At 67.6% G+C, this 24,398-nt stretch carries 26 protein-coding genes; 14 read left to right on the top strand and 12 right to left on the bottom strand.

Going from position 1 to position 24,398, the window contains the following annotated elements:
- Window positions 1-423: 423 nt before the first annotated feature.
- Together CFB82_RS18695 and CFB82_RS18690 are read left to right on the top strand one after the other, a co-directional pair.
- Window positions 424-1,944 carry a peptide MFS transporter gene (locus tag CFB82_RS18695; protein ID WP_069252725.1) on the top strand — a complete coding sequence of 507 codons (1,521 nt, stop codon included), beginning with the start codon at window positions 424-426 and terminating at the stop codon, window positions 1,942-1,944.
- A gap of 120 nt (window positions 1,945-2,064) precedes the next feature.
- A complete protein-coding gene (locus CFB82_RS18690) occupies window positions 2,065-2,271 on the top strand; it encodes a hypothetical protein (RefSeq protein ID WP_089448636.1) in 207 nt (68 codons plus the stop codon).
- Window positions 2,272-2,317: 46 nt separating this feature from the next.
- Here the strand turns inward: CFB82_RS18690 and CFB82_RS18685 are convergent, their stop codons facing one another.
- The 3 genes from CFB82_RS18685 to CFB82_RS18675 all read right to left on the bottom strand — a co-directional run bounded on the left by CFB82_RS18685 (window position 2,318) and on the right by CFB82_RS18675 (window position 5,052).
- A complete protein-coding gene (locus CFB82_RS18685; protein WP_089484794.1) occupies window positions 2,318-3,442 on the bottom strand; it encodes an OpgC domain-containing protein in 1,125 nt (374 codons plus the stop codon).
- 397 nt (window positions 3,443-3,839) lie between these two features.
- Window positions 3,840-4,739 carry an EamA family transporter RarD gene (gene rarD / locus CFB82_RS18680; RefSeq protein ID WP_089484793.1) on the bottom strand — a complete coding sequence of 300 codons (900 nt, stop codon included), beginning with the start codon at window positions 4,737-4,739 and terminating at the stop codon, window positions 3,840-3,842.
- Between the two features lie 16 nt (window positions 4,740-4,755).
- Window positions 4,756-5,052, bottom strand: coding sequence for an acylphosphatase (locus CFB82_RS18675; RefSeq protein WP_069253069.1), 297 nt, complete (start codon window positions 5,050-5,052; stop codon window positions 4,756-4,758).
- A gap of 176 nt (window positions 5,053-5,228) precedes the next feature.
- On the opposite strand from CFB82_RS18675, the gene hpnA reads away from it, so the two are divergent.
- Together hpnA and CFB82_RS18660 are read left to right on the top strand one after the other, a co-directional pair.
- Window positions 5,229-6,236, top strand: a complete 1,008-nt coding sequence (gene hpnA / locus CFB82_RS18665) for a hopanoid-associated sugar epimerase (protein WP_089484792.1) — start codon at window positions 5,229-5,231, stop codon at window positions 6,234-6,236.
- A gap of 108 nt (window positions 6,237-6,344) precedes the next feature.
- Window positions 6,345-7,757 (top strand): phage tail protein, encoded by a 1,413-nt coding sequence (locus CFB82_RS18660; protein ID WP_089484791.1) that lies wholly within the window; start codon window positions 6,345-6,347, stop codon window positions 7,755-7,757.
- A gap of 117 nt (window positions 7,758-7,874) precedes the next feature.
- On the opposite strand, the gene CFB82_RS18655 is transcribed toward CFB82_RS18660, so the two are convergent.
- Window positions 7,875-9,062, bottom strand: a complete 1,188-nt coding sequence (locus CFB82_RS18655) for a glycosyltransferase (RefSeq protein WP_011353722.1) — start codon at window positions 9,060-9,062, stop codon at window positions 7,875-7,877.
- 403 nt (window positions 9,063-9,465) lie between these two features.
- Here CFB82_RS18655 and ispH point away from each other — a divergent pair, with 403 nt between their 5' ends.
- Together ispH and hpnH are read left to right on the top strand one after the other, a co-directional pair.
- The gene (gene ispH, locus CFB82_RS18645; protein ID WP_069252728.1) at window positions 9,466-10,407 is read left to right on the top strand and encodes a 4-hydroxy-3-methylbut-2-enyl diphosphate reductase; all 942 of its coding nucleotides are present in this window, start codon (window positions 9,466-9,468) and stop codon (window positions 10,405-10,407) included.
- A gap of 12 nt (window positions 10,408-10,419) precedes the next feature.
- A complete protein-coding gene (hpnH, locus tag CFB82_RS18640; protein WP_039349540.1) occupies window positions 10,420-11,580 on the top strand; it encodes an adenosyl-hopene transferase HpnH in 1,161 nt (386 codons plus the stop codon).
- A 156-nt stretch (window positions 11,581-11,736) separates the two neighbouring features.
- On the opposite strand, the gene CFB82_RS18635 is transcribed toward hpnH, so the two are convergent.
- From CFB82_RS18635 to CFB82_RS18620, 4 genes are all read right to left on the bottom strand, one after another.
- On the bottom strand, window positions 11,737-11,997 hold the full coding sequence (locus CFB82_RS18635) for a hypothetical protein (protein ID WP_089484789.1): 261 nt from the start codon (window positions 11,995-11,997) through the stop codon (window positions 11,737-11,739).
- A 181-nt stretch (window positions 11,998-12,178) separates the two neighbouring features.
- A complete protein-coding gene (locus tag CFB82_RS18630; protein ID WP_069252730.1) occupies window positions 12,179-12,658 on the bottom strand; it encodes a hypothetical protein in 480 nt (159 codons plus the stop codon).
- Window positions 12,655-12,867, bottom strand: coding sequence for a hypothetical protein (locus CFB82_RS18625; protein ID WP_089484788.1), 213 nt, complete (start codon window positions 12,865-12,867; stop codon window positions 12,655-12,657). Before CFB82_RS18625 ends, CFB82_RS18630 begins: the two co-directional genes overlap by 4 nt.
- Before the next feature lie 14 nt (window positions 12,868-12,881).
- Window positions 12,882-13,259: a hypothetical protein gene (locus CFB82_RS18620; RefSeq protein ID WP_089484787.1), complete on the bottom strand. Its 378-nt coding sequence runs from the start codon at window positions 13,257-13,259 to the stop codon at window positions 12,882-12,884.
- Window positions 13,260-13,751: 492 nt separating this feature from the next.
- Here CFB82_RS18620 and CFB82_RS18615 point away from each other — a divergent pair, with 492 nt between their 5' ends.
- The 3 genes from CFB82_RS18615 (at window position 13,752) to CFB82_RS18605 (ending at window position 16,060) form a co-directional block, all read left to right on the top strand.
- Window positions 13,752-14,105, top strand: a complete 354-nt coding sequence (locus tag CFB82_RS18615; protein WP_089484786.1) for a DOPA 4,5-dioxygenase family protein — start codon at window positions 13,752-13,754, stop codon at window positions 14,103-14,105.
- Window positions 14,106-14,222: 117 nt separating this feature from the next.
- The gene (locus CFB82_RS18610) at window positions 14,223-14,654 is read left to right on the top strand and encodes a nuclear transport factor 2 family protein (protein ID WP_089484785.1); all 432 of its coding nucleotides are present in this window, start codon (window positions 14,223-14,225) and stop codon (window positions 14,652-14,654) included.
- On the top strand, window positions 14,651-16,060 hold the full coding sequence (locus CFB82_RS18605; protein WP_089484784.1) for an MFS transporter: 1,410 nt from the start codon (window positions 14,651-14,653) through the stop codon (window positions 16,058-16,060). Before CFB82_RS18610 ends, CFB82_RS18605 begins: the two co-directional genes overlap by 4 nt.
- A 64-nt stretch (window positions 16,061-16,124) precedes the next feature.
- On the opposite strand, the gene trhA is transcribed toward CFB82_RS18605, so the two are convergent.
- The 3 genes from trhA to CFB82_RS18590 form a co-directional block, all read right to left on the bottom strand.
- The gene (gene trhA / locus CFB82_RS18600) at window positions 16,125-16,745 is read right to left on the bottom strand and encodes a PAQR family membrane homeostasis protein TrhA (protein WP_039349524.1); all 621 of its coding nucleotides are present in this window, start codon (window positions 16,743-16,745) and stop codon (window positions 16,125-16,127) included.
- Window positions 16,746-16,925: 180 nt separating this feature from the next.
- Window positions 16,926-17,132, bottom strand: a complete 207-nt coding sequence (locus CFB82_RS18595) for a YbdD/YjiX family protein (RefSeq protein ID WP_011353713.1) — start codon at window positions 17,130-17,132, stop codon at window positions 16,926-16,928.
- Window positions 17,133-17,144: 12 nt separating this feature from the next.
- On the bottom strand, window positions 17,145-19,223 hold the full coding sequence (locus CFB82_RS18590) for a carbon starvation CstA family protein (RefSeq protein ID WP_039349522.1): 2,079 nt from the start codon (window positions 19,221-19,223) through the stop codon (window positions 17,145-17,147).
- Window positions 19,224-19,494: 271 nt separating this feature from the next.
- On the opposite strand from CFB82_RS18590, the gene dapF reads away from it, so the two are divergent.
- The 5 genes from dapF (at window position 19,495) to CFB82_RS18565 (ending at window position 23,868) form a co-directional block, all read left to right on the top strand.
- Window positions 19,495-20,304 carry a diaminopimelate epimerase gene (dapF, locus tag CFB82_RS18585; RefSeq protein ID WP_089484783.1) on the top strand — a complete coding sequence of 270 codons (810 nt, stop codon included), beginning with the start codon at window positions 19,495-19,497 and terminating at the stop codon, window positions 20,302-20,304.
- Window positions 20,301-21,188 carry an RNA polymerase sigma-70 factor gene (locus CFB82_RS18580; protein WP_089485006.1) on the top strand — a complete coding sequence of 296 codons (888 nt, stop codon included), beginning with the start codon at window positions 20,301-20,303 and terminating at the stop codon, window positions 21,186-21,188. Before dapF ends, CFB82_RS18580 begins: the two co-directional genes overlap by 4 nt.
- 158 nt (window positions 21,189-21,346) lie before the next feature.
- Window positions 21,347-22,366 (top strand): LysR family transcriptional regulator, encoded by a 1,020-nt coding sequence (locus CFB82_RS18575; protein ID WP_089484782.1) that lies wholly within the window; start codon window positions 21,347-21,349, stop codon window positions 22,364-22,366.
- Window positions 22,367-22,571: 205 nt separating this feature from the next.
- On the top strand, window positions 22,572-23,327 hold the full coding sequence (locus CFB82_RS18570) for an SDR family oxidoreductase (RefSeq protein ID WP_089484781.1): 756 nt from the start codon (window positions 22,572-22,574) through the stop codon (window positions 23,325-23,327).
- Window positions 23,328-23,352: 25 nt separating this feature from the next.
- A complete protein-coding gene (locus CFB82_RS18565; RefSeq protein WP_089484780.1) occupies window positions 23,353-23,868 on the top strand; it encodes an Ohr family peroxiredoxin in 516 nt (171 codons plus the stop codon).
- A gap of 55 nt (window positions 23,869-23,923) precedes the next feature.
- Here CFB82_RS18565 and CFB82_RS18560 read toward each other — a convergent pair whose 3' ends face one another.
- Window positions 23,924-24,352, bottom strand: a complete 429-nt coding sequence (locus CFB82_RS18560; RefSeq protein ID WP_046548755.1) for a PRC-barrel domain-containing protein — start codon at window positions 24,350-24,352, stop codon at window positions 23,924-23,926.
- Window positions 24,353-24,398 lie beyond the last annotated feature (46 nt).

Here is a 24,398-nt window from a genome sequence, read left to right as displayed (position 1 = left end):
GCACACGTCTTCGGTGTCAAGCCCGGTGCACTAAACGGGACACGAAGCGAGCGAAACGACGCGCTATCTTGCCAGACTCGCCGGCTTCACAGGCAAGCTGCAAGCGGCTCTCCGGGAATCTTCGGAGAGCCGGCACGAAAGCTTACAAATAGATGATGAGACGAATGTTCCTGAAAGCTACTGCCACATTAGGAGTTTCCCTAGGTGGCAGGTACGTGACGCACCGGACCGGTAGCCGCTACCATGCGCGCGCCGGTCGGGGCCCCTCCCCGCCACACCAGGCGGAGTCAGACCCCGGCTCGGGCTAACCGCCCGACTGTTCCACCGCCAGCATGAAGCCTACCCGGCCCCATTGTGCACCGGCGCCAGTTCGACCCCAAAAAGACGACGCGTGATCCGTGCCGTCCGTTTCAAACGAGATTGATGATGCAACCACCCGTTTCACAAACCCGATCGTTCACGACGGTCTTCCTCATCGAAATGTGGGAGCGCTTCGGCTACTACGGCATGGCCGCGCTCCTGGTCCTCTTCATGGTCGACCGGCTCGGTTTCACCGACAGCCATGCGAACCTGACCTGGGGTGCGTTCACCGCACTCGTCTATGCGGCGCCGTCGATCGGCGGCTGGATCGGCGACAAGGTGCTCGGCGCCCGTCGCACGATGATCATCGGCGCGTCCGTGCTGTGCGCCGGCTACCTGATGCTGTCGGTCCCGAACGATCACCTGACGTACATGTACGCGTCGCTCGGCGTGATCGTCGTCGGCAACGGCCTGTTCAAGGCCAACGCGGCCAACCTCGTGCGCCGCATCTATGAAGGCGACGACGCGCGCATCGACAGCGCGTTCACGATCTACTACATGGCGGTCAACATCGGCTCGACGGTGTCGATGCTCGCGACGCCGTGGATCAAGGATCACTGGGGCTGGCACACCGCGTTCGCGGTCTGCTGCGGCGGCATGCTGCTCGCGATCCTCAACTTCATGCTGATGCATCGGACGCTCGCGCACGTCGGCTCGCTGCCGGACGACCAGCCGATCCGCTGGAAGCGCCTCGGCGCGGTCGCGCTGGGCGGCGTCGGGCTCGCGCTGATCACGCTGTACGTGCTGCAGCACAAGCAGCTCGCCGTCGCCAGCGTGTGGACGGCAGCGTTCGCGATCCTCGCGATCTTCGCGTACATGATCGCGAAGTCGGAGCGCTCGGAGCGCGCGGGCCTGATCGCGGCGCTCGTGCTGATCGGCCAGGTGATCCTGTTCTTCATCTTCTACGTGCAGATGTCGACGTCGCTGACGCTGTTCGCGCTGCGCAACGTCGATCCGCGCTTCATGCTGTTCGGCACGACGCTGTTCACGTGGAGCGCCGCGCAGTTCCAGGCGCTGAACCCGATCTGGATCATGCTGCTGAGCCCGGTGCTCGTGTGGGTCTACAACGCCGTCGCGAAGGGCGGCCGTGACCTGCCGGTCGCCGCGAAGTACGCACTCGGCTTCGGCGCGGTGGCCGCGGGCTACCTGGTGTTCACGATCAGCGGCCGCTACGCGGTCGACGGCCGTGTGTCGTCGTGGTTCATGGTGTGGGGCTACGGCCTCTACTCGCTCGGCGAACTGCTGGTGAGCGGCCTCGGCCTCGCGATGATCGCCCGCTACGTGCCGGCGCGCATGAGCGGCTTCATGATGGGCGCGTACTTCGTCGCGACGGGCGTGTCGCAGTATCTGGGCAGCGTCGTCGCGAACTTCGCGCAGATGCCGTCGCACGAACTGCCGGCCACCGAATCGCTGCCGCTGTACCTGTCGCTGTTCGAGAAGCTCGGCTGGCTCGCCGCGATCGGCATGCTGCTCGCGCTGCTGCTGCTGCCACTGATGAACCGCCTGTCGCGTCAGCACCAGCGTTGTGCGGAAGAGCGCCGCGAAGAAGCCTTGCAGGCGCAGGGCGTCGCCACCGCGCAGTAAGTAATATCCCTCGGCGTGCGGCGTGCACGCCACATTCTCCCGCCAGGCATGCGAACGCGTCCTACACTGGATGCACGAAGCGCATCCGCTTCGCGAGATGCGCACTGGCGGGAGAAGACGATGAAAAGCAGAACAACGCGGCTCTTGAGGATACTGTCGGACATCCGGCACGCTCAGCGCTGCACCGCGATACGTGCCGCGCACGCCGCGGCCGAAGCCGACGCGGTACTCGCGGAACGCGACGATCCGGCGCCCGACGAACGCGACGACGCCGAATCCGACGACGCCACCACGGTTCCCCGCTCCCGTATCGGCTCACCTCACTGACGCCGCGCGGCACAGTCCGTGCCGCACGCGCCGCCTCCCGCGCCGCTCATGCGGCCGCGCTGCGCCACCGCGCGATCCACGTTCCCGAACCGGCCACGGCCATCATCAGCCCGAGCGCGCACGCGTCGGCCACGAGGCCTACGCCGACATGCCGCAGATCCGCGCTGCGCACGACCGGATGCAGCAGCGAATCGATGACGAGCGAGATCGCCGCGCCCGCGACAAAGCAGATGAGCCCGCGCTGGCCCACGGCCACGACGGGCCGCACGCCCTGCGCGATCCGCGCGATCCAGCCGAAGCGCACGCAATCGGCCATCAGCCACGCGATGGCCACGAAGCTCACGACGCGCGGCAACGCGAGATCGCGCTTGAACACGCCTTCCGGCAGCGGCAGCCCCGAGAACAGCTTGTAGCTCGCGCAGCCGAGCACGACCGCGCACGCGAGCCCGGTCGCGGCGGCCCCCCAGCGTCCGAGCGCGATGCGCCGGTAGAACGGCTGGCAGCGCGCGAGCACGCCGGCGACGAACATCAGTTGCCACGCGAACGGATTGAAACTCCAGCGAAATCCGTCGGCATCCAGCAGCTCGGGGCCGAGCCAGCCCGCCGTCAGCCACGATGCGACGCTGAGCGCAACCAGCAGCCACGGATGCCGGCGCGCGAACGGCACGAGCACCGGCGACGCCAGCGCGAACAGCACGTACATCGGCAGCACCGACGCGAGATAGGGCTGGCGCTGGAACGTCAGCAGCTCGGCTGCGCCCGTGAGCGGCGACGCGAGCATCACGCTGACGTCGTCGAGCGCGAGGTTCGGCGCATCGATCCCGTAGTGATCGAGCACGGCCGACACGACGAGCATCAGCGTCGAGGTCGCGAGAAATGCGCGGTAGATCTGCATCGCGCGGCGCACGAACCGCCTTTGCGCGGCACGCGCGCCGTGTCGCTCGGCGATCGCGCCATAGGCGCTCGCGGTCGCGAAACCGCCGAGAAAGACGAAGACCTCGGCCGCATCGCACAGCGCGAACGCGTGCAGCGTGACGCGCGACAGCACGCTCGCGCCGATGTGATCGACGACGATCATCAACAGCACGATGCCGCGGAAGAAATCGACTTCGATCAGGCGGCCGCTGCGCGACGGTGGAAACGTGGTGGAAGGCGGCGGGCTCAACGACATGAGCCCACCTGCACGACGGCGGTGCGGCACGCACCGGAGAATGGATCGGGGAGCGGAAGGCGAGCGCGATCAGCGGCGATACGCGTATGCCCGCATCGCGCCAACCCGGCCGGCCAGGCACGGAGATGACCGTTCATTGAAAGGCTGCATACGAAGGGAAGTCGGTAAGGCCAGTCTAATGGCCGATCCGGGGAGACCCTAAGTAACAAAGTGCAACCGAATCTTCTGTTCGATTACAGGCGCGGGCCTTGTCGGGCAAGGCAGGCAGCGTCGCCAGACTCGCGTCAGCGCAACGCCAGTTCGCGGTCAGCATCGATGCGTTCGACCGCCGCGGCGTGGTGGTTTTGCGATGCGCGACGCGGCACGCCGCATGCAGCCGCCGCATCGCGATCGACGTTTATCCGCGCGCGGGCAGGCGCCGCATCAGCATCGCGCTGTGCCACGCGGTGAGCGCGACGGCGACCCAGATCGGCCCGTACGTCGCGAGCTTCGCGATGCTCAGCGTCTCGCCGAGCAGCAGCAGCGACACCGCGACGAGCAGCACGGGTTCGACGTAGCCGAGAATCCCGAACAGCGCCATCGGCAGCATCCGGCTCGCCTTCAGGTAGCTCGCGAGCGCGAGCGTGCTGAGCACGCCGAGGCCCGGCAGCAGCACGGCCCACAGCACCGGATGGCCGGCCACGTGCGTCGTGCTCGTCACGACCATCGCGAACGCGATCGGGCACAGCAGCACGATCTCGACCGCGAACGCGGCGAGCGAATCGGCGTTGATCCGCCGGCGCAGCACGAAATACGGCGGATAGCCGAGCGCGACGACGAGCGTCGGCCACGCGAACGCGCGCGTCGCCCACACTTCGTGCGCAACGCCGAGCGCGGCGCACGCGACCGCCGCCCATTGCAGCGGATCGAGCCGTTCGTGATAGTAGAAGCGGCCGACGAGCACCATCGTCAGCGGCAGCAGGAAATAGCCGAGCGACACTTCGAGCATGCGGCCGTGCAGCGGCGCCCACAGGAACAGCCACAACTGCACGCCGAGCAGCGCGGCGCTCACGGGTAGCGCAATCAGCAGGCGCCAGTCGCTCACGCTGCGCCGCAGGAGGTCGACGAGCGCGGGCCAACGGCCGCGCAGCGCGATCAGCGCGAGCGCCCCCGGCGCGGTCCACAACACCCGCCACGCGAAGATGTCGAGCCCCGTGAGCGGCGCCAGCAGTTTCGCGTAAGCGGACATCAGCGCGAACAGCGTCGACGCCATCACCGACAACACGAGGCCGCGCCCGGCCTCCGGATACCCCGTCATGATCGTTCCGCGCCTCTTATTGCTGCTGGAAGCGCTCGAAGCGTTTCTCGGTCTTGCGTTCCTCGAACGTCACCTCGGTCACGCGCGCGGCCGGCGGCCCGTGGCGCAGCCACGCGAGCATCCGGTCGATCTGCGCGCCGGGGCCCTGGATCATCGCCTCGACGGTGCCGTCCTCGAGATTCGCGACCCAGCCGCGCAGCTTCAGCGCATGCGCCTCGCGCACCGTCGCATGACGGAAGCCGACGCCCTGCACGACGCCGCGCACCCGCACGTAGTAGGTCTCGATCCGTTCGTCCAGTTCATTGCGGCTCATCGCGTCGCCCTCCCGTTGCATTCAAGCCCGGCATTGTAGTCGCGTCGGCCGCTTCGCACACGGGCCGGAGCCGGTTCACGCCCGTCACGGCCTGGCGTCGTCGCACGCGCCGACCACGTACAATCTCGCCGATGCTCAACCGCCGCGCCGCCCGCGCGCGGCCCTGAAGGAAACGCATGACTGATACCTCCCGCGATCTCGTTCTCGTCACCGGCGCATCCGGCTTCGTCGGCTCGGCCGTCGCGCGCATTGCGCAGCAGAAAGGCTATGCGGTGCGCGTGCTCGTGCGCCCGACCAGCCCGCGCACGAACGTGGCGGATCTCGACGCCGAGATCGTCACCGGCGACATGCGCGACGAGGCGTCGATGCGCACCGCGCTGCGCGGCGTGCGCTACCTGCTGCACGTCGCGGCCGACTACCGGCTGTGGGCGCCCGATCCCGACGAGATCGAGCGCGCGAACCTCGAAGGCGCGGTCGCGACGATGCGCGCGGCGCGCGCGGAAGGCGTCGAGCGGATCGTCTACACGAGCAGCGTCGCGACGCTGAAGGTGACGAGCGCCGGCGATCCGTCCGACGAAAACCGGCCGCTCACGGCCGAGCAGGCGATCGGTGTCTACAAGCGCAGCAAGGTGCTCGCGGAGCGCGCGGTCGAGCGGATGATCGCCGACGAAGGGCTGCCGGCCGTGATCGTCAATCCGTCGACGCCGATCGGCCCGCGCGACGTTAAGCCGACGCCGACCGGCCGCATCATCGTCGAAGCCGCGCTCGGCAAGATTCCCGCGTTCGTCGACACGGGGCTGAACCTCGTGCATGTGGACGACGTCGCGCACGGCCACTTCCTCGCGCTCGAGCGCGGCCGGATCGGCGAGCGCTACATCCTCGGCGGCGAGAACCTGCCGCTGCAGCAGATGCTGGCCGACATCGCGCAGATGACGGGCCGCAAGGCGCCGACGATCGCGCTGCCGCGCTGGCCGCTCTACCCGCTCGCGGTCGGTGCGGAAGCGGTCGCGAAGTTCACGAAGAAGGAGCCGTTCGTCACCGTGGACGGGCTGCGGATGTCGAAGAACAAGATGTATTTCACGTCCGCGAAGGCCGAGCGCGAACTCGGCTACCGGGCGCGCCCGTACCGTGAAGGGCTGCGCGATGCGCTCGACTGGTTCGGCTCCGCGGGCTACCTGAAGTAACACAAAGCGGCGTGCTTCACGCCGCTTTGCGCACTTTGTTACACGTCCCGCGCGGCCCGGCACCGGCGCAGCGGTTAAAATCGCGGGTCTTACGCAGAGAAGACACGCATGAACCTGAACGATCAGATCGCTTCGCTCACCATGGGCGTCGATCAGCTCCTCCACGATCACCACGCCGCGCAGCAGGCGGCCCGCAGCGCGGAAGCCTTCGCGCGCGCCGCGGCAGCGGAAGCCCGGGCCGCGGCCGAGCGTCACGCCGCCGCGGAAGCCGAAGCGCAGGCCGCCGCACAACGCCACACGGCAGCAGCAGCCGATGCCGAGGCTGCGCAGCAGCGCCACGCCAGCGCGGCCGCCGCGGCCGAAGCCGCCGCCCAGCGTCATACCGATGCCACCGCGCAAGCCGAAGCCGCGTCGCAGCGCCATGCGGAAGCCACCGCGCTGACCGAAGCGCTCGCGCAGCGTCACGCGGATGCCGAAGCCGCGTCGCAGCGCCACGCGGCAGCGATCGCCGAAGCCGAGGCCGCCGCCCAGCGCCATCACGCGGCAGCCACCGAAGCCGAGGCGGCCGCGCAGCGTCACGCAGCCGCGACCGTGGAAGCCGAGGCCGCCGCGAAGCGGCACGCGGAAGCAACTGCCGAAGCCGAAGCGGCCACGCAGCGTCTCGCGGCTGCCATCGCCGAAGCCGAAGCGCTCGCGCAGCAGCACACGCAGGCGATCGCGGAAACGCAGGCCGCCGCGCAGCGTCATGCCGAGGCGACCGCCGAGGCCGAAGCCGTCACGCAACGCCATACCGAAGCGATCGCGCAGGCCGAGGCGGCCGCACAGCGCCACGCCGATGCCACCGCGCAGGCGGAGGCCGTCACGCAGCGTCATGCCGAAGCGATCGCACAAGCCGAAGCGGCTGCGCAGCACCACGCGAAGGCCATCGCCGACGCCGAGGCGCTGGTCGAGGCCGTCGTCAAGGAAGCCGCGACGAGCGCAGTCGCCGCCACGGCAGTTGCAGCCGAAGTCGTCGAACCCGCACCGGCCGGTACGCCGGCGGCGGAACCGGCCGTGATCGTGCCCGCGCCGTCTGCAGCCGAAACGGTGGATGCAACGGCCGATGCCGAAACGGCCATCGTCGCGACGGCGCAAGCCGAAACGCCGGTTGAAGTTGAAGTCGAAGCCGACGCCACCACCGCCCCGGCCCCGTCCGACAAATCGACGCTGCACGTGGCGCGCCCGACGCAGAACGAACTCACGCTGACCATCAACGGCGAATCGATCACGCTGCATCCGGAGCAACTCGGCCAGCTGATCGAGGAACTCGCGCATGCGCGCGCGTCGATGCAGCCGGAGCCGCCGCCCGGCATCCCGGCCGGCTGGCGCTTCGTGACAACGAAGAACCCGATGATGGCCGTGCAGAAACAGTCGAATGGCGACCGCCTGCTGGTGGCCCGCCACACGGGCTACGGCTGGGTGCCGTTCACGTTCTCGCCGGACGTCGTGGTCCAGATGTACATGATGCTGACGCAGCGCTGAGCGCCGACAGGCCGCACCGCCGAAAAGGCACCGCCTGAAGCAAAACAGCCCGACCGGTTTCCACTGGTCGGGCTGTTTGTTTTCCGGCTGCCGGGAGGCACGCCTCCCTGGCAATACTCAGCGATCCACCGGCGCCTGCACGCGCGCCTTCCACTGGCCGCCCTTGCCGCGCCAGTAACGCCACGCGGACGCGAACGTCGCACCGACGTAGAACAGCGCGACGAGCGGCAGCGCCGGCGCCCACAGCGGCGAGCGCCGGTAGTAGCGCAGCATCGGCGCATACGCGGCACACATCGACGCCCACGCGAGCCATGCCGGCCATGCGCGCGCGCCGTACGCGAGCGCCGCGGCGGGCGGCACGAGATAGATGATCGTCATCCCGAGCAGCGTGCCGGCCAGCAGCAGCGGCGAATAGTGCAGCTGCGTGAACGCGGTGCGCGCGATCATGTTCCAGATGTCGCGCCAGCTGTCGTACGGGCGCAGCGACACGCTGCGGTCGGCCAGGTCGAGCCGGATCGGATGGCGGCCTTCGCCACGATGCTTGATCTGCGCCGCTAGGCTGCAGTCGTCGATCAGCGCGCCGCGGATCGACTCGATGCCGCCCGCTTCCTCGAGCGCCGTGCGCTTGACGAGCATGCAGCCGCCCGCCGCGCCGGCCGTCCGGTTGCGCGGGTTGTTGATCCACGAGAACGGGTAGAGCTTCGCGAAGAAGAACACGAACGCCGGGATCAGCGCCTTTTCCCAGAACGAATCGCAGCGCAGCCGCACCATCAGCGACACGAGATCGCGGTTCTCGGCCTGCGCGCGCGTGACGAGCTGCGCGACGGCGTCGGGCGGATGGCCGATGTCGGCATCCGTCAGCAGCAGGTAGTCGGCCGGCAGGCCGAGCGTCTGCACCGCGGCGATCCCCTGCGACTGCGCCCACACCTTGCCCGACCAGCCGGCCGGCAGCGGCTTCGCGGCCAGCACGGTCAGCCGGTCGGCGCGGTTGATCGCGAGCGCGGCCGCGCGGGCCGCGTCGGCGGTGCCGTCGTCGCTGTGGTCATCGACAATGATCAGATGAAAGTCGCCCGGGTAATCCTGCTCGAGCAGCGAAGTCGCCGCCCGGGCAATCACGTCGGCCTCGTTGCGCGCCGGCACGACCGCGACGACGGCCGGCCAGCCGGCCTCGGCTGCGGCGCCGCGCGCCTCGGGCGGCAGCGGCCGCGCGGGCACCGCACGCCAGAAGCCGCCGCGCGCGACGAGCAGCACGATCCAGATCATCAGCGACAGGCCGGACACCAGGAATGCAAGAACCAGCATCATCGGCGCGCCTCCTGTCGGGCGCCGGCATCGGCAAAACTAATAGGGGTCAGGAACACAACGCCCGAAACCGCGCGGGCGGCCGGGCAATACGCGTAAGAATCGACGGTCATCGAATGGCCTTGAAATGAGCGCGACGCCGGGCAGCCGGAGCGGCTGCCCGCGAAACCGCGTAGTTTACTGGGTTCCGCGCGCGCCAGCGCCGACGCGGTTCTCCCGCAAATGCAACACGTCAGAAACAGCACCAGAGCAAGGACTTCCCGATAGAGTTAAAATGCGCGATTAATTCGGGGTTCCGGGGCCTGGCCGGCCGGTTCGTTCCTGCCTTCATAACATCAAGCCGGGGCGAGCAAGCGCGTGCCAAGCGCCTCGAACCCCGGCGTCTGTCGTCGGAGTTCGCTCACTTATGCGAGTCATCCTTGCCCAGCCCCGCGGCTTTTGTGCGGGGGTTGTCCGTGCGATCGAGATCGTCGATCGCGCGCTGCAACAGCACGGTGCGCCGGTCTATGTGCGTCATGAGATCGTGCATAACCGGCATGTCGTCGAAAATCTGCGTAATAAAGGGGCCCGATTCGTTGAGGAACTCGACGAGGTGCCCCACGGCGCTGTCGCGATCTTCAGCGCGCACGGTGTCGCCCAGACGGTCGAGCGCGACGCGGAAACGCGCGGGCTCGACGTGCTCGACGCCACCTGCCCGCTCGTCACGAAAGTGCACGTGCAAGGCCGCCAGTATGTCGCGGCGGGCCGCCGGCTGATCCTGATCGGCCATGCGGGCCACCCGGAAGTCGAGGGTACGATCGGCCAGATTCCGGCCGAGGTGATCCTCGTGCAGAGCGAAGCCGAAGTCGATACGCTGACGCTGCCCGTCGACACGCCGGTCGCGTACATTACGCAGACCACGCTGTCGGTCGACGATACGCGCGGCATCATCGAAGCGCTGCAGCGCCGGTTCACCGACCTCGTCGGCCCGGACACGCGCGACATCTGCTACGCGACGCAAAATCGCCAGGCCGCCGTGCGCGAGCTGAGCGAACAGGTTGACGTGCTGCTGGTCGTCGGTGCGACGAACAGCTCGAACTCGAACCGCCTGCGCGAGATCGGCACCGAAAGCGGTGTGCCGAGCTACCTCGTCGCCGACGGTTCGGAAGTAAAGGCCGAATGGTTCGCGAATGCGCAGACCGTGGGCCTGACCGCCGGGGCGTCCGCGCCCGAGGAGATGGTCGAAGATGTCATCGGCGCGTTGCGCGCGCTGGGTCCCGTCGACGTCACGACGATGGCGGGCCGTGAGGAAAAAGTCGAATTCAAGCTGCCGGCGAAGCTCACGCAAGCTGTCGCCCGCGAAGTTTAAGGAGGACATCTCTTGTCTATTCCGCTGCTCCAGCAAGTCCGCGTCGGCGCGTACATCACGCGCCAACATCTGTCCGGCAACAAACGCTATCCGCTCGCGCTGATGCTCGAGCCGCTGTTCCGCTGCAACCTCGCGTGCAACGGCTGCGGCAAGATCGATTACCCGGACCCCATCCTGAACCAGCGCCTGTCCGTCCAGGAATGCCTGGAAGCGGTCGACGAATGCGGCGCACCGATCGTGTCGATCGCGGGCGGCGAGCCGCTGCTGCACAAGGAAATGCCGGAAATCGTCCGCGGCATCATGAAGCGCAAGAAGTTCGTCTACCTCTGCACGAACGCGCTGCTGATGGAAAAGAAGATGGACGACTACCAGCCGAGCCCGTACTTCGTCTGGTCGGTCCACCTCGACGGTGACGCGCAGATGCACGACCACTCGGTGTCGCAGGAAGGCGTGTACGACAAGGCGGTCGCGGCCATCAAGGAAGCGAAGCGCCGCGGCTTCCGCGTGAACATCAACTGCACGCTGTTCAACGATGCGATCCCCGAGCGCGTCGCGAAGTTCTTCGATACGCTGAAGCCGATCGGCGTCGACGGCATCACCGTGTCGCCGGGCTACGCATACGAGCGCGCGCCGGATCAGCAGCACTTCCTGAACCGCGACAAGACGAAGAACCTGTTCCGCGAAATCCTGAAGCGTGGCGAAGGCGGCAAGCGCTGGTCGTTCAGCCAGTCGTCGCTGTTCCTCGACTTCCTGGCCGGCAACCAGACGTACAAGTGCACGCCGTGGGGCAACCCGGCGCGTACGGTGTTCGGCTGGCAGAAGCCGTGCTACCTGGTCGGCGAAGGTTACGTGAAGACCTTCAAGGAACTGATGGAAGACACGAACTGGGACAACTACGGCGTCGGCAACTACGAGAAGTGCGCGGACTGCATGGTCCACTGCGGCTTCGAAGCGACCGCCGTGATGGACACGATGGCCCATCCGCTGAAGGCGTTCGCCGTGAGCCGCAAGGGCATCAAGACCGACGGCCCGTTCGCTCCGGACATTCCGATCGACAAGCAGCGCCCGGCCGAGTACGTGTTCTCGCGTCACGTCGAGATCAAGCTCGAGGAAATCCAGCGCGCCGGCAAGGGCAAGCTGCAAAAGGCGGCGAAGCCGGCAGCGGCGGCTTAAGCGGGTTTCGCTACGCGGGGGCTGACGCCTCCGCGCAGGCAGTCAGAAGGCGCCACGGAGTTCATTCGCTCCGTGGCGCTTTTTGTTTTGCCGGACGTCGTCATGGGCCAGGACGGATCGGCACACGCATGCCTATCTTGTGCGTGTACCGCTCGCCTAGTGTCTGGATTCCGCCGCCGCGATCAACTGCCATGCGGTCGCGCCGGGGTCGAGCAGCGGGTCGGACGGCGGATCGAGATCGTGCCGATGTGTGTCCTCGGACGGCAGTGTCTGCCCCTTCGCAATGCCTATCTCGTCGCCGCACACGGTGCATCGATAGATGCCCGCGATCGTCACTTCGCTGCCCGGCGGCAGGTTCTCGCTGAATGCGCGGCCGCTTCCGCACGTGAAGTAGCCGCCTGCCCTGTATAGCGCCATCGCTCCTCCTGACCGAAACGAATGCGTTCGCGCCGACATGCACGATCGTCGCAAACGCGAGGATGGATCGTCATCGACCGAACCCGTTCGGCTTCCGTGATGACATTAGACGGCGAGCGTCAGCGCCTGTGAATGGGACGAGTATGAAACACCGGCCGGGCATCGGTCGGGATGCCGCCGCTCAATGCAGAGCGGCCGGCTCCCGCATCTTCGCCGCTGCCTGCGCGACGAGCCCCGGCTGCTCCGCGGAGGCGAACGAGCACACATGGCGCCACAGCTCGGCGAGCCGGTGCCGCGTGAGCGTCGCGACGCACGCATCGTTCGCGGCAAGCACGCGCTCGAGCACCGCGCATTCGTCGTCGTACAGCGTCCATGCGCCGCTTTGCTCGGCACGCGCCACGCTCGCATCGAGCACGCGCTCCGCGTCGACGCACAGGTCGATGCTCGCATCCGGGGCGGCCGCGTCGTCGAGCGCGAGGAACACCAGGTAGACGCTCGTACGCAGCCGCATCAGCAACGCTTCGTTGCCGTGCTCGCCGCGCAGCGCGACGAGCGCCATGTGGCATTTCAGCGAGATGTCGCGCACATGTGCGGGCGGCAGGGGTAGCAACCACTCGCGGGTCAGCGGCACGTGGCGACGGCCTTTCCGGACGGCCTTCATGATCCGCCCTCGCTTGCCGCAACGTCGTCCGTGTCGAACGCCGGGCACGCGGTGCGGCACGCGACGGCGCCACGGCCTGCGTCGCGATTGCCGTTCGCGCGGCGCCGCACGCCGGACACGTCGTCGCGCCGCCGCGTCGCGCACCCGACCGGCAGCCGGCGGATCATCGACGCGCGCAACGCGTCGGAGAATCGGTTAGCGCATGCCATGCTCGTCTCCTGCTTCAGAACGTGTTCTCGCCCTTCAGGTAGTACGCGGTCTTCACGAAGAACGCCTTGACCGGATGACCGCCCTGCACGTCGCGCGCGGCGCGTGCCTCCATCGCAGCCCGCTCTTCGCGCGACCGGTCCGGCAGCGGATGGTGGACACGTTCGAGCGCGCGCTGCATCGCGAGCGGATAGTTCTGGTTGCCGGCCGACGTCGCGCGATAGCCGGCGCGCGTCATTTGCATCAGTTGTGCGTCGGTCTCGGCACGCGCCGCCGACCAGCTCGACAGTGCGGCAGTCGGTGCGCCGTCGGAAACGACCGATTGCGCAAAGCTGACGGCGGGCAGCGCAGCGAGTGCGCACGAAAGTACCGCAACGGGAACGAGGGATCGCATAGTGGCCTCCAGGTGGTTGTCCCCGCATCGATCAGGTTCGACGATGCGTTGAAACCATCGTATGTCGCGCGGCATTCCGCTTGAATAGCCGATTCTGCAATTGATATTTTCGGCTTCGGAATCGGGTGCGCAAACCGCGTCATGCGTGAATCCCGCCAAATCGGAATTTCTTTAATTCATTCAACGCCCTGATTGCAATTGTTTAGACGATCCGGCGCGGCGCACACAGCGCTTTTTCAATTTCCGAAATGACGTGTTGCCGGTGCGATCACGACCGGCGCACCTGCCGACAAGGCTTCCGGCGTGATATTGCGCGTGCGGACACCTCACTCGCTGGACTGGTCGGATCGAACGTTTCTCGTGATTCAGGACAAGTCATCGCGTCCGGATTGCCGGATCGCGACACGACGCGCACGGCAAGGACGCGCGATAATCATGCATCGGCCGTTTCGCACGGCACCTCATGCATTCCCATTTCTATCGAGTCCTTTCATGGCTGCCCTCGACACCACCGCCATCCACAGTTGGCACGCGCACGTCTATTTCGATGCGGCCAGCCGCGACGCGGCCTGGGCTTTTCGCCAGGTCGTCGACGAACGGTTCGGCGCGGTCATCGAACTCGGCCGCTTTCACGAACGCCTCGTCGGCCCGCATCCGGCCTGGTCGTACCAGATCGCGTTCGACGCCGCGCGCTTCGACGAGATCGTGCCGTGGCTCGTGCTGAACCACGGCACGCTCGATATCTTCCTGCATCCGAATACGAACGACGAACTGCGCGACCATCGCGATTGCGCGGTGTGGATCGGGAAGTCGTACGGGCTGAATCTCGACGCGCTGGCCGGATAACGGCCGGCACGCGGCCGCCCGCGCCGCGGCGACATCCACGTTTCGGGTCGACGTGAAACGTCCCGCGGCGGCGCGCCCATACAGTGGGTTCCGTTATCGATGCTTCCGGAACCCGCCATGTCACACGCCCACGCCGATGTCCGGCACATTCATGAAGGCTGGCACGCGGCCGTCGTCGCGCGCGACGTCGATGCGCTGATGGCGCTGTATGCCGACGACGCGGTGCTCGAAACGCCGCTCGTTGTCGCCACGCTGCCCGAACACGGCTCGGGCGTGCTGCACGGCAAGGCCGCGATCGGCGCGTTCTTCGCGGCGGCCCTGCGCAATCCGGGCAACACGCTCGGGCGCTGGTACCGCAGCGGTCTGTTCTTCTCGAACGGCCGCCAGCTCGTCTGGGAATACCCGCGCGCCACGCCGGACGGCGATCAGGTCGATCTCGTCGAGGTGATGGACCTGCGTGACGGGCTGATCGCGCATCATCGCGTGTACTGGGGATGGGTCGGGTTCAATGCGCTGCGGGCCGCCACACCGTCGCCCGAACGCGCATGACGGCCGCCGCACCGGACCGGGCCGCCGCGCATCGCGTGCTCGCCGCGACCTGCGTGAGCTACACGCTCGTGTTGCTCGATGCGTCGATCGTCAACGTCGCGCTCACCGACATCGCCCAAACATTCGGCAGCCGCGTGGCCGGCCTGCAGTGGATCGTGAACGCGTACACGCTCGCGTTCGCGAGCCTGCTGATGACGGGCGGCACGCTCGGCGACCGGCTCGGCGATCGCGACGTCTATATCGCCGGGCTCGCGGTATTCGTCGCCGCGTCGGCGCTGTGCGGCGTCGCGCCCACCCTCCCGGCGCTCGCGGTCGCCCGCGCGTTGCAAGGCGTCGGCAGCGCGATGCTGGTGCCCTGCTCGCTCGCGCTGCTCAATCGCGCCTTCCCCGAACCGGCCGCGCGCGCGTCGGCGATCAGCCTGTGGATGGGCTGCGGCGGTATCGCGATGGCGTCGGGCCCGTTGATCGGCGGCCTGCTGATCCATCTGTTCGGGTGGCGCAGCCTCTTCTTCGTGAACCTGCCGCTCGGGCTGGCCGGCATCTGGCTCGGCCGCTCGGTCGTGCGCGCCGCCGTCGTCGACGCATCGCGGCATTTCGACTGGGGCGGCCAGGCCGCGGCCATCGTTGCGATCGCGGCACCGATCGGCACGCTGATCGAAGGTCCGTCGCTCGGCTGGCGCTCGGCGCCGATCATCGGCGGCGCGGTGACGAGCGTCGTCGCGTGGAGCGCGTTCATCGCGATCGAAGCGCGGCGCCGCGAACCGATGCTGCCGCTCGCGTTCTTCCGCAACCGGCTGTTCGCCGGATCGACGGTCGTGTCGATGGCGTCGGCGTTCGTGTTCTACGGCCTGCTGTTCGTGCTCAGCCTGTTCTATCGGCAAGTCCGGGGCGCCAGCCCGCTCGACACGGGGCTCGCGTTCCTGCCGATGACCGCGATGGTCGCGCTCGGCGGGCTGTGTTCAGGCAGGCTGGTTGCGCGCTTCGGCGCGCGCGGCTCGATGTGTGCGGCGTTCGCGCTCTATGCGGCCGGTGCGCTCGGCATGACGGGCATCGGTGCGGCTACGCCTGCGTGGCTCGCCGTCGCGCCGATGCTCGCGATCGGTTTCGCATCGGGATTCATCTCGCCGGCCGCGACGTCGCCGGCGCTCGGGACGGTCGACCGGCGCCGCGCCGGCGTGGCGGCGGCCGCGCTGAACGCGGCGCGGCAGAGCGGATCGGCGCTTGGGGTGGCGATTTTCGGTGCATGCATCGCGACGCTGCAGCCGTTTCCAGCGGCGATGCGGGTGGCGCTGGTCATGGCGATCGCGCTGTCGGCGCTCGCCGCGGTAACGTGGTGGATCACGACGCGATCGACACCGGCACCCGAAGAACCGGCTGCGCAACTGCGGACCGCCACGCGCCGGTAACCCATGGGGCGGCAGGCATGCTCGCGGCACAGCCCATCGTCATCGCCTCAACGCCGCCCTTCGCTCACGCGACATACATCGCGACACTGACGAACTGGCACAGGCTCCCCGCCAGCACGAACAGATGCCAGATGCCGTGCCCGTGGCGAATGCGCTCGTCGTTGATGAAGAAGTAGATCCCCGCGCTGTAGATCAGGCCGCCGGCCACGAGCCATGCGGTACCGACCGGCGGCAGCGCATGGATCAGCGGACGCACCGCGACGAGCGCGAGCCAGCCCATCGCCACGTACAGGATCATCGACAGCAGGCGCGTGCGCCGCCCGAGCGTCAGCTCCTGCACGATCCCGAACACGGCCAGCCCCCAGCTCACGCCGAACAGCGACCAGCCCCACGGGCCGCGCAGCGTGACCAGCGTGAACGGCGTGTAGCTGCCGGCAATCAGCAGGTAGATTGCCGAGTGATCGCACTTCTGCAGGATCGCTTTCAGGCGCGGATTGCGCACGCTGTGGTACAGCGTCGAAATCGCATAGAGCAGGATCAGCATCGCGCCATACACGCTGAAGCTCACCACTTTGTAGGGGTCGCCTTCGAGCGCGCCCATCGTCACGAGCGCCACGAGACCCACCACCGACAGCACCGCGCCGACGAGATGGGAAATGCTGTTGAAACGCTCACCGACATGCACGACGTGTTCTCCTGCGGGTTCATCGGGAAAAGAGGGAACCCTATGATACCGGCCGGCGGATTTGCCGTGCTGCGCTCAGGCAAACGGCGAGGCGCGCCGCCGGCCCGCCAAAGAAAAAAGCGCCGCGACATGCATCGCGGCGCTTCCCTTTCGATGACCGAACTGCGTGGACAGCCCGGTTCAACAGCATTTCCCCGCACCCGACCCGTACCGCGCATTCTGACGCTCGCGGAAGAATTCCTCATACGTCATCGGCTCGCGGTCCGGATGGGTCGCGCGCATGTGCGCGACGTAGGTGTCGTAGTCGGGCAGGCCGACCATCAGCCGCAACGCCTGCCCGAGGTAACGCCCCGCGCTGCGCAGGTCGCTGCCAAGATCGCTGAACATCGCGGCCTCCCCTTAACGTCCGCTGCCGAGCGCCTGCGCGGCCGGCATCGCTTCGTACGGCGTCTCGCGCACCGTCGGCTTCGACTCGCGGCGCGCGCGCAGCACGGCGATCACGCCGTACACCGCGATCGCCACGACGACGAAGATGAACAGCCCGGCCAGCGCCGCATCGATGTAGTCGTTGAAGATGATCCGCTTCATCTGCGCGATCGACTTCGCCGGCGCGAGCACCTTGCCTTCGTCCACCGCGGCCTGCAGCTTCGCGGCGTGCGCGAGGAAGCTGACCTTCGGGTTCGCGTCGAAGATCTTCTGCCAGCCGGCGGTCAGCGTGCAGATCAGCAGCCACGCGGTCGGCACGATCGTCACCCAGGCATAGCGCTCGCGCTTCATCTTGAACAGCACGACGGTGCCGAGCACCAGCGCGATCGCGGCGAGCATCTGGTTCGAGATGCCGAACAGCGGCCACAGCGTGTTGATGCCGCCGAGCGGATCGACCACGCCCTGATACAGGAAGTAGCCCCACGCGGCCACGCACAGCGCGGTGGCGACCAGGTTCGCGGGCAGCGACTCGGTGCGCTTGAGCGCCGGGTGGAACGTGCCGAGCAGGTCCTGCAGCATGAAGCGACCCGCGCGCGTGCCGGCGTCGACCGCCGTCAGGATGAACAGCGCCTCGAACAGGATCGCGAAGTGATACCAGAACGCCATCATCGCTTCGCCGCCGATCACCTGGTGCAGGATGTGCGCCATGCCGACGGCCAGCGTCGGCGCGCCGCCCGCCCGCGCGATGATCGTCGTTTCGCCGACGGCCTTCGCGGTCTGCGTGAGCATGTCGGGCGTCAGCACGAAGCCCCATTGCGTGACCGTGTTGGCCACTGCTTCCGGCGTCGAGCCGAGCACGGCGGCCGGTGCGTTCATCGCGAAGTAGATACCCGGTTCGATCACGCACGCGGCGACCAGCGCCATGATCGCCACGAACGATTCCATCAGCATCGCGCCGTAACCGATGAAGCGCGCGTTGGTTTCGTTGTCGATCAGCTTCGGCGTCGTGCCCGACGAGATCAGCGCGTGGAAGCCCGACACGGCACCGCACGCGATCGTGATGAACAGGAACGGGAACAGGTTGCCCGACCACACCGGGCCCGTGCCGTCGACGAACTTCGTCAGCGCGGGCATCTTCAGTTCCGGCGCGACGACCAGGATGCCGATCGCGAGGCCGAGGATCGTGCCGATCTTCAGGAACGTCGACAGGTAGTCGCGCGGCGCGAGCAGCAGCCACACCGGCAGCACCGATGCGACGAAGCCGTAGCCGATCAGGATCCACGTGAGCTGCGTGCCCGTGAACGTGAACCACGCGGCGAGCGTCGGCGAATCGTGCACGTGCTGGCCGAACGCGATCGATGCCATCAGCAGCACGAAGCCGATGATCGACACTTCGCCGATGCGGCCCGGACGGATGTAGCGCGTGTAGACGCCCATGAACAGCGCGATCGGGATCGTCGCGGCGACGGTGAACGTGCCCCACGGCGAATTGGTCAGCGCCTTCACGACGATCAGCGCGAGCACCGCGAGGATGATCACCATGATCAGGAACGCGCCGAACAGCGCGATCACGCCGGGCACCGTGCCGAGCTCCATCTTGACGAGATCGCCGAGCGAGCGGCCGTCGCGGCGCGTCGAGATGAACAGCACGATGAAGTCCTGCACCGCGCCGGCGAACACGACGCCGGCCAGGATCCACAGCATGCCGGGCGTGTAGCCCATCTGCGCGGCGAGCACGGGGCCGACGAGCGGGCCGGCGCCGGCGATCGCGGCGAAGTGATGGCCGAACAGCACGTACTTGTTGGTCGGCACGTAGTCGAGGCCGTCGTTGTACTTCACGGCCGGCGTCATCCGCAGCCCGTCGAGCTGCATGACCTTGCTGGCGATGAAACGGCTGTAGAAGCGATACGCGATCAGATACACGCAGACTGCGGCGATCACGATCCAGAGGGCACTGACGCGCTCGCCGTGTGCGAGTGCGATCGTGCCGAACGCGAACGCGCCGAGCAGCGCGACCGCGATCCAGAGCAGGGTACTGGAAGCCCGATTCATGGCGTCTCCTGGTCTCCAATGTGGTTTTAGATGGCATGCGGCGAGGGGGCCGCACACACGTGACGTCGATGCGTCGTGCCGCGGTCTCGCGGAGACCGGGGCGATGGGCCGTAGTATTCCGCGCGACCGGGGCGGCTTACAAGCGGATAACTACGTATGCGAAGCTACGTAGAATTACGTAGATGCACGGTGCGGGCACGACATCGTGCGCCGATTGATCGCGAACGGCGAGCCACGTACAGTGTTCGCCTGCCCCTCTTCCGGAACTGTCATGCCGCTCGGATTTCAGAAGATGAACGCGAATGGCGATGACTTCGCCATCGTCGACCTGCGCGGTCAGGATCAGGATCAAGCGCAGCACATCGCCCCCGATCTGGTGCGGCGCATGGGCGACCGGCGTTTCGGCATCGGCTTCAACCAGCTCGCGGTCGTGTCCGACTGCGACGACGCGGCGGCCCGTGTCGCGTTCTGGAACGCGGACGGCACGCCGCTCGACACCTGCGGCAGCGCGACGCGCGGCGTCGCGTGGCAGCTGATGCGGGAAACCGGCCTGTCGTCGCTCGTGCTGCGGACTCCCCGCGGTTATCTCGTGTGCTCGACGGAGACGAACGGCCTGATCACCGTCGAGATGGGCAGGCCGCTCACCGGCTGGCGCGACGTGCCGCTCGCCGAGGCACTCGACACGCTCGCGCTGCCGCTGCCCGGCGCGCCGGCCGCGTGCAACATGGGCAATCCCCATTGCACGTTCTTCGTCGACGATCTCCGCGCGCTCGATGTCGCGGCGCTCGGCCCGGCCATCGAAACGCATCCGCTGTTTCCGCGGAAAACCAACGTGCACTTCGTTCAGGTCATCGATCGCACGCATGTTCGCCTGCGCATCTGGGAGCGCGGCGGCGGCGTGCCGCTCGGTTCGGGATCGTGTTCGTGCGGGGCGGTCGTCAATGGCATCCGGCGCGGGTTGCTCGACGAGACCGTTCGGGTCGAGTGCGACGGCGGCGACGTGACGGTGCGCTGGGACGGTGCCGGCAGCGTGCTCCTGAGCGGGCCCGTCGCGTTCGGGTTCAGCGGGGTGTGGCTGTGACGGCCGACGACGCACACACGTTCCAGGCACTGCGTCCGCGCCTGCAGAAGATCGCGTACCGGATGCTCGGCTCCATCGCGGACGCCGAGGACATCGTGCAGGACGTCTGGCTGCGCTGGCACGACACGGCACGCGACGGGATCGAGAACGCCGAAGCGTGGCTCGTCGCCGTCACGACACGCACGTCGATCGACCGCCTGCGCGCCGCGAAGCTCCGGCGCGAGCAATACACGGGGATCTGGCTGCCCGAGCCGGAACTCGACGCATCACCGGCCACGCCCGAGGAAATCATCGAGCGCGCGAACGACGTGTCGGTCGCGTTCCTGCTGCTGCTCGAACGGCTGACGCCGGAGGCGCGTGCCGCCTTCCTGCTGCATGAAATCTTCGAGATCGACTACGACCGGATCGCCGACGCGATCGGCAAGACCGAAGCCGCGTGCCGGCAACTCGTCAGCCGCGCCAAGGCGCGGCTGCGCGACGACGGCTCGCCTCGCCACGCGGTGCCGCGCGAAACGCACCACCGGTTGCTGCAGACGTTCTCGCACGCGCTCGCGCAGGGCGACTTCCCGTCAATCCAGGCGCTGCTCGCCGAAGACGCGATCCTGATCGGCGACGGCGGCGGCAAGGTCCGGAGTGTCCCGAGGCCAATGGTCGGCAGCCGGCGTGTCGCACAACTGTTCTATGCGACGTGGCTGCGCCACGGCAGCGGGGTCGAGATGCGGTCCGTCGTGCTCAACGGCCAGTGGGCCATGCTGCGCTTCATCGACGGGCAGCTCGACGCCGCGATGTCGTTCGAGACCGACGGCACGCGCATCGTCCGGATTCTCGTGCAGCGCAACCCCGACAAGCTCGCCCGGATCGCGGCAACCTGCATCGCCGGTTGACGTGCGCGCATCGCGCGCCATCGAAGCGCGTGCCCGTGCCGGGAAAATAGCCTGCCCGCCCGCCGCCGCGTCTTTTTTAAAAAAGATGGCGGACGGTGTCACAGGCAGCTGTGCTGAAACGTCTAGTCGCGTAAGGACACCACGATTCCAGCACCTTCATGTCAGATACTTCCATCCGCCGCCCTGACGCCGACGATCCGTTTGCACGCAGCTTCTCGACCTGCTATGCCGGCGTGGTCACCTTCCTGGCCGTCGTCACCGAAGGCAGCTTCGCCCGGGCGGCCGATCGCCTCGGCGTCGGCCGCTCGTCGGTCAGCCGCCACGTGCAGCGGCTCGAGGACCGGCTCGACGCGCGCCTGTTCCAGCGCACGACGCGCAGCATGTCGCTGACGCGTGAAGGCGAACGCTTCTATGAAAACTGCCGGCCGGGCATCGAACATCTCGCGCAGGCGATCGAGGACATGCGCGAGCTGCGCAGCGGCCCGCCGAGCGGACACCTGCGGATCGGCTCGACGCCCGGCTTCGGCCGCAAGATCATCGCGCCGCTGCTGGGCGATTTCCACGCGCAGTATCCGGACATCACGCTCGAACTGCTGCTGAGCGACCGGCCGGCCGATTTCTCCGCCGACCGCATCGACGTCGCGTTTCGCGACGGCCGCATGGAAGATAGCGCGATCGTCGCGCGCCAGCTGATTCCGATGCAGATGATCGTCTGCGCGTCGCCGTCATACGCGCACCGGCACGGCTTGCCGCGTCACGTGGACGAGCTGGCGCAGCATCGCTGCATCAACCTGCGCACCGCATCGGGCCGCGCGACGGAATGGGAATTCAAGGTCGACGGGCTGGCGCAGCAGCGCCAGCTCGCCGCGCATCACACCTTCAACGACATGGATCTGGTCGTGCGCGCGGCGCTCGACGGGCTCGGCATCGCGCAACTCCCCGCGTACCAGGTGTGCGACCTGCTCGCCGACGGGCAACTGGTGAGCTGCCTCGGCCAGCACGCGCCGGACGACGGCGGACACTATCTGTGTTACCTGAGCCGCAGGCACCTGCCGACGCGCATCCGCGTATTCATCGACTACATGATCGAACAGACGCGTGCACGCGACCTGCAGTGCCTGACGACGATGACCACGATGACCACGGTGACGACGGCGCCGCTGGAGACGGTCGATTGATGCATTCAAAGCAACACCGTGAGCACCTGCGTGGCTCTACCGGATCGCGCGGCATCTGCCTACGATGCGGGCTGATCGAACGGCGTGCGGGCATCGCGGCACGCCATTCGGCACGGTGCCGGTGCTCGCGCGCGAATGCGATGCGCGCCGGCCTCGACCGATTCAGGCGGCGCGCCTCCCGCGCGCCCGTTCAAGGAGAGCAATCGTGAAGATCGTCGTGATTGGTGGTACCGGCCTTATCGGCAGCAAAGTCGTCAGGAACCTGATCGCGCGCGGCCACGACGCCGTGGCGGCAGCGCCGTCGACCGGCGTCGATACGATCACGGGCGCGGGGCTGGGCGACGCGCTGGCGGGCGCGGACGTCGTGGTCGATCTCGCGAATTCGCCGTCGTTCGACGAAGCGGCCGTGAAGGCATTCTTCGAGACGTCGGGGCGCAACCTGTTCGCCGCGGAGCGCGCGGCGGGCGTGCGCCACCACGTCGCGCTGTCGGTGGTCGGTACCGACCGCCTGCAGCAAAGCGCATATTTCCGTGGCAAGTTCATTCAGGAAGACCTGATCCGCGCAGCGGGCGTGCCTTACACGATCGTGCGCTCGACGCAGTTCTTCGAATTCGTCGGCGCGATCGCACAAGCGAGCGCCGATGGCGACACCACGCGGCAGCCCACCGCGTTCTTCCAGCCGATCGCATCGGACGACGTCGCAGCCGCCGTCACCGATGTCGCGCTGGACGCACCGCGCAACGGCATCACCGAAATCGGCGGCCCCGATCGGATGCGGATCGCCGACCTGGTCGAACATTTCCTGAAGATCACCCACGACCCGCGCACGGTGGTCAGGGACGCGGGCGCCGATTACTTCGGCGCGATGCTGCAGGACGACACGCTCGTCCCCGCGCCCGGCGCGCGCCTCGCTGCGACGACCTTCGATACGTGGTTTCAAAAAAACCAGCCCGCGCGCTGAGCCGCACCGCAGGATCGCGCACGCCATGACGCCGCTACGGCCGCCGCCGCTCTCGCTGCTCGACAAGTATCGCGGGCGGGAACCGCAGACGCTCTATTCGACGACGGTGACCGTCACGGGTGGGGCGACGGAGCATGGGCGCGCATCGGGTGTCGCGCGTTCCGAAGACGGCTGCCTCGACGTGGCGCTGCGCCTGCCGTCCGCACTGGGTGGGCCGGGCGACGGCCCGAACCCGGAACAGCTGTTTGCCGCGAGCTATGCGGCGTGCTTTCACGGTGCGCTGAGCCTGCTCGCCACGCGGGCCGGCGTGTCGATCACCGGCGCGTCGGTCAGCGCATCGGTCGACTTCTGCCGCGATCCGGTGGATGGGCTGTTCATGCTGAACGCGAACATTCGCGTGCAGCTGCCGGGCGTCGAGCGCACGGTGGCGGAAGAACTCGTCCGCAATACGGAGCGCTTCAGCCCTTATACGAAGATGGCGCACGAAGGCATCAGCCACGTCGTGGCGCTCGCGCCACCGGACGATCCGTCGAACGGCTGAGCGCAAATGGAATACCCGGCGCGTTGCGCGCCGGGCATTGCCAATCCGTGCTGGCTCAGTGCTTGTCGTCGAGCTTCTTCGGCTTCGGCGGCGACGGCACCTTCGCGTACTGGAACGCGGGCGTCGCCTTCAGCGCATCCTTCGTCGCGCCCGGCAGGTAGATGTTGCCGTTGCGCACGTCGAGCGATGCGATCGGCACCGCGACGTCGTGCGCCGCCACGCCGAGGAAGCCGCCGGCCGACACGATCGCCGCCGATACCGAGCCGTCCGGCGCGACGATCAGGTCGCGCACGGTGCCGACCTTCTGGTTCTCGTCGTTGTAGACGGCCTTGCCGAGCACGCTCTTCTTCACGCTCCAGCCTTCGAGCAGCGCCTGCGATTGCTCGACGGTCACGCTGATCGGCTGCGCACCCGCGATCTGCGCGTGCGCGCTGACGCTCGAGGCGAGGACGGTTGCTGCGATGAGGGTCTTGTAGAAAGCCATGCTGTTATGTACTCCGGTGAATTGTTGTCGGTGTCGGCGGCCGGCC

Source organism: Burkholderia sp. HI2714 (assembly GCF_002223085.1).
Classification (GTDB): domain Bacteria; phylum Pseudomonadota; class Gammaproteobacteria; order Burkholderiales; family Burkholderiaceae; genus Burkholderia; species Burkholderia lata_D.
This window is presented reverse-complemented; position numbering and strand designations above follow the sequence as displayed.

What these genes read in the sequence shown, in the direction of transcription:
- CFB82_RS18595 (WP_011353713.1), bottom strand. Translation starts at nt 17,132, where the DNA reads ATGTTCAGCGATCTTGGCAGCGACCTGCGCAGCGCGGGGCGTTACCTC.
- CFB82_RS18630 (WP_069252730.1), bottom strand. Translation starts at nt 12,658, where the DNA reads ATGAAGGCCGTCCGGAAAGGCCGTCGCCACGTGCCGCTGACCCGCGAG.
- CFB82_RS18695 (WP_069252725.1), top strand. Translation starts at nt 424, where the DNA reads ATGATGCAACCACCCGTTTCACAAACCCGATCGTTCACGACGGTCTTC.
- CFB82_RS18615 (WP_089484786.1), top strand. Translation starts at nt 13,752, where the DNA reads ATGGCTGCCCTCGACACCACCGCCATCCACAGTTGGCACGCGCACGTC.
- CFB82_RS18620 (WP_089484787.1), bottom strand. Translation starts at nt 13,259, where the DNA reads ATGCGATCCCTCGTTCCCGTTGCGGTACTTTCGTGCGCACTCGCTGCG.
- ispH (WP_069252728.1), top strand. Translation starts at nt 9,466, where the DNA reads ATGCGAGTCATCCTTGCCCAGCCCCGCGGCTTTTGTGCGGGGGTTGTC.
- hpnA (WP_089484792.1), top strand. Translation starts at nt 5,229, where the DNA reads ATGACTGATACCTCCCGCGATCTCGTTCTCGTCACCGGCGCATCCGGC.
- CFB82_RS18560 (WP_046548755.1), bottom strand. Translation starts at nt 24,352, where the DNA reads ATGGCTTTCTACAAGACCCTCATCGCAGCAACCGTCCTCGCCTCGAGC.
- CFB82_RS18605 (WP_089484784.1), top strand. Translation starts at nt 14,651, where the DNA reads ATGACGGCCGCCGCACCGGACCGGGCCGCCGCGCATCGCGTGCTCGCC.
- CFB82_RS18675 (WP_069253069.1), bottom strand. Translation starts at nt 5,052, where the DNA reads ATGAGCCGCAATGAACTGGACGAACGGATCGAGACCTACTACGTGCGG.
- CFB82_RS18610 (WP_089484785.1), top strand. Translation starts at nt 14,223, where the DNA reads ATGTCACACGCCCACGCCGATGTCCGGCACATTCATGAAGGCTGGCAC.
- CFB82_RS18655 (WP_011353722.1), bottom strand. Translation starts at nt 9,062, where the DNA reads ATGATGCTGGTTCTTGCATTCCTGGTGTCCGGCCTGTCGCTGATGATC.
- CFB82_RS18685 (WP_089484794.1), bottom strand. Translation starts at nt 3,442, where the DNA reads ATGTCGTTGAGCCCGCCGCCTTCCACCACGTTTCCACCGTCGCGCAGC.
- CFB82_RS18575 (WP_089484782.1), top strand. Translation starts at nt 21,347, where the DNA reads ATGTCAGATACTTCCATCCGCCGCCCTGACGCCGACGATCCGTTTGCA.
- CFB82_RS18625 (WP_089484788.1), bottom strand. Translation starts at nt 12,867, where the DNA reads ATGGCATGCGCTAACCGATTCTCCGACGCGTTGCGCGCGTCGATGATC.
- CFB82_RS18660 (WP_089484791.1), top strand. Translation starts at nt 6,345, where the DNA reads ATGAACCTGAACGATCAGATCGCTTCGCTCACCATGGGCGTCGATCAG.
- dapF (WP_089484783.1), top strand. Translation starts at nt 19,495, where the DNA reads ATGCCGCTCGGATTTCAGAAGATGAACGCGAATGGCGATGACTTCGCC.
- rarD (WP_089484793.1), bottom strand. Translation starts at nt 4,739, where the DNA reads ATGACGGGGTATCCGGAGGCCGGGCGCGGCCTCGTGTTGTCGGTGATG.
- CFB82_RS18690 (WP_089448636.1), top strand. Translation starts at nt 2,065, where the DNA reads ATGAAAAGCAGAACAACGCGGCTCTTGAGGATACTGTCGGACATCCGG.
- CFB82_RS18635 (WP_089484789.1), bottom strand. Translation starts at nt 11,997, where the DNA reads ATGGCGCTATACAGGGCAGGCGGCTACTTCACGTGCGGAAGCGGCCGC.
- CFB82_RS18590 (WP_039349522.1), bottom strand. Translation starts at nt 19,223, where the DNA reads ATGAATCGGGCTTCCAGTACCCTGCTCTGGATCGCGGTCGCGCTGCTC.
- CFB82_RS18565 (WP_089484780.1), top strand. Translation starts at nt 23,353, where the DNA reads ATGACGCCGCTACGGCCGCCGCCGCTCTCGCTGCTCGACAAGTATCGC.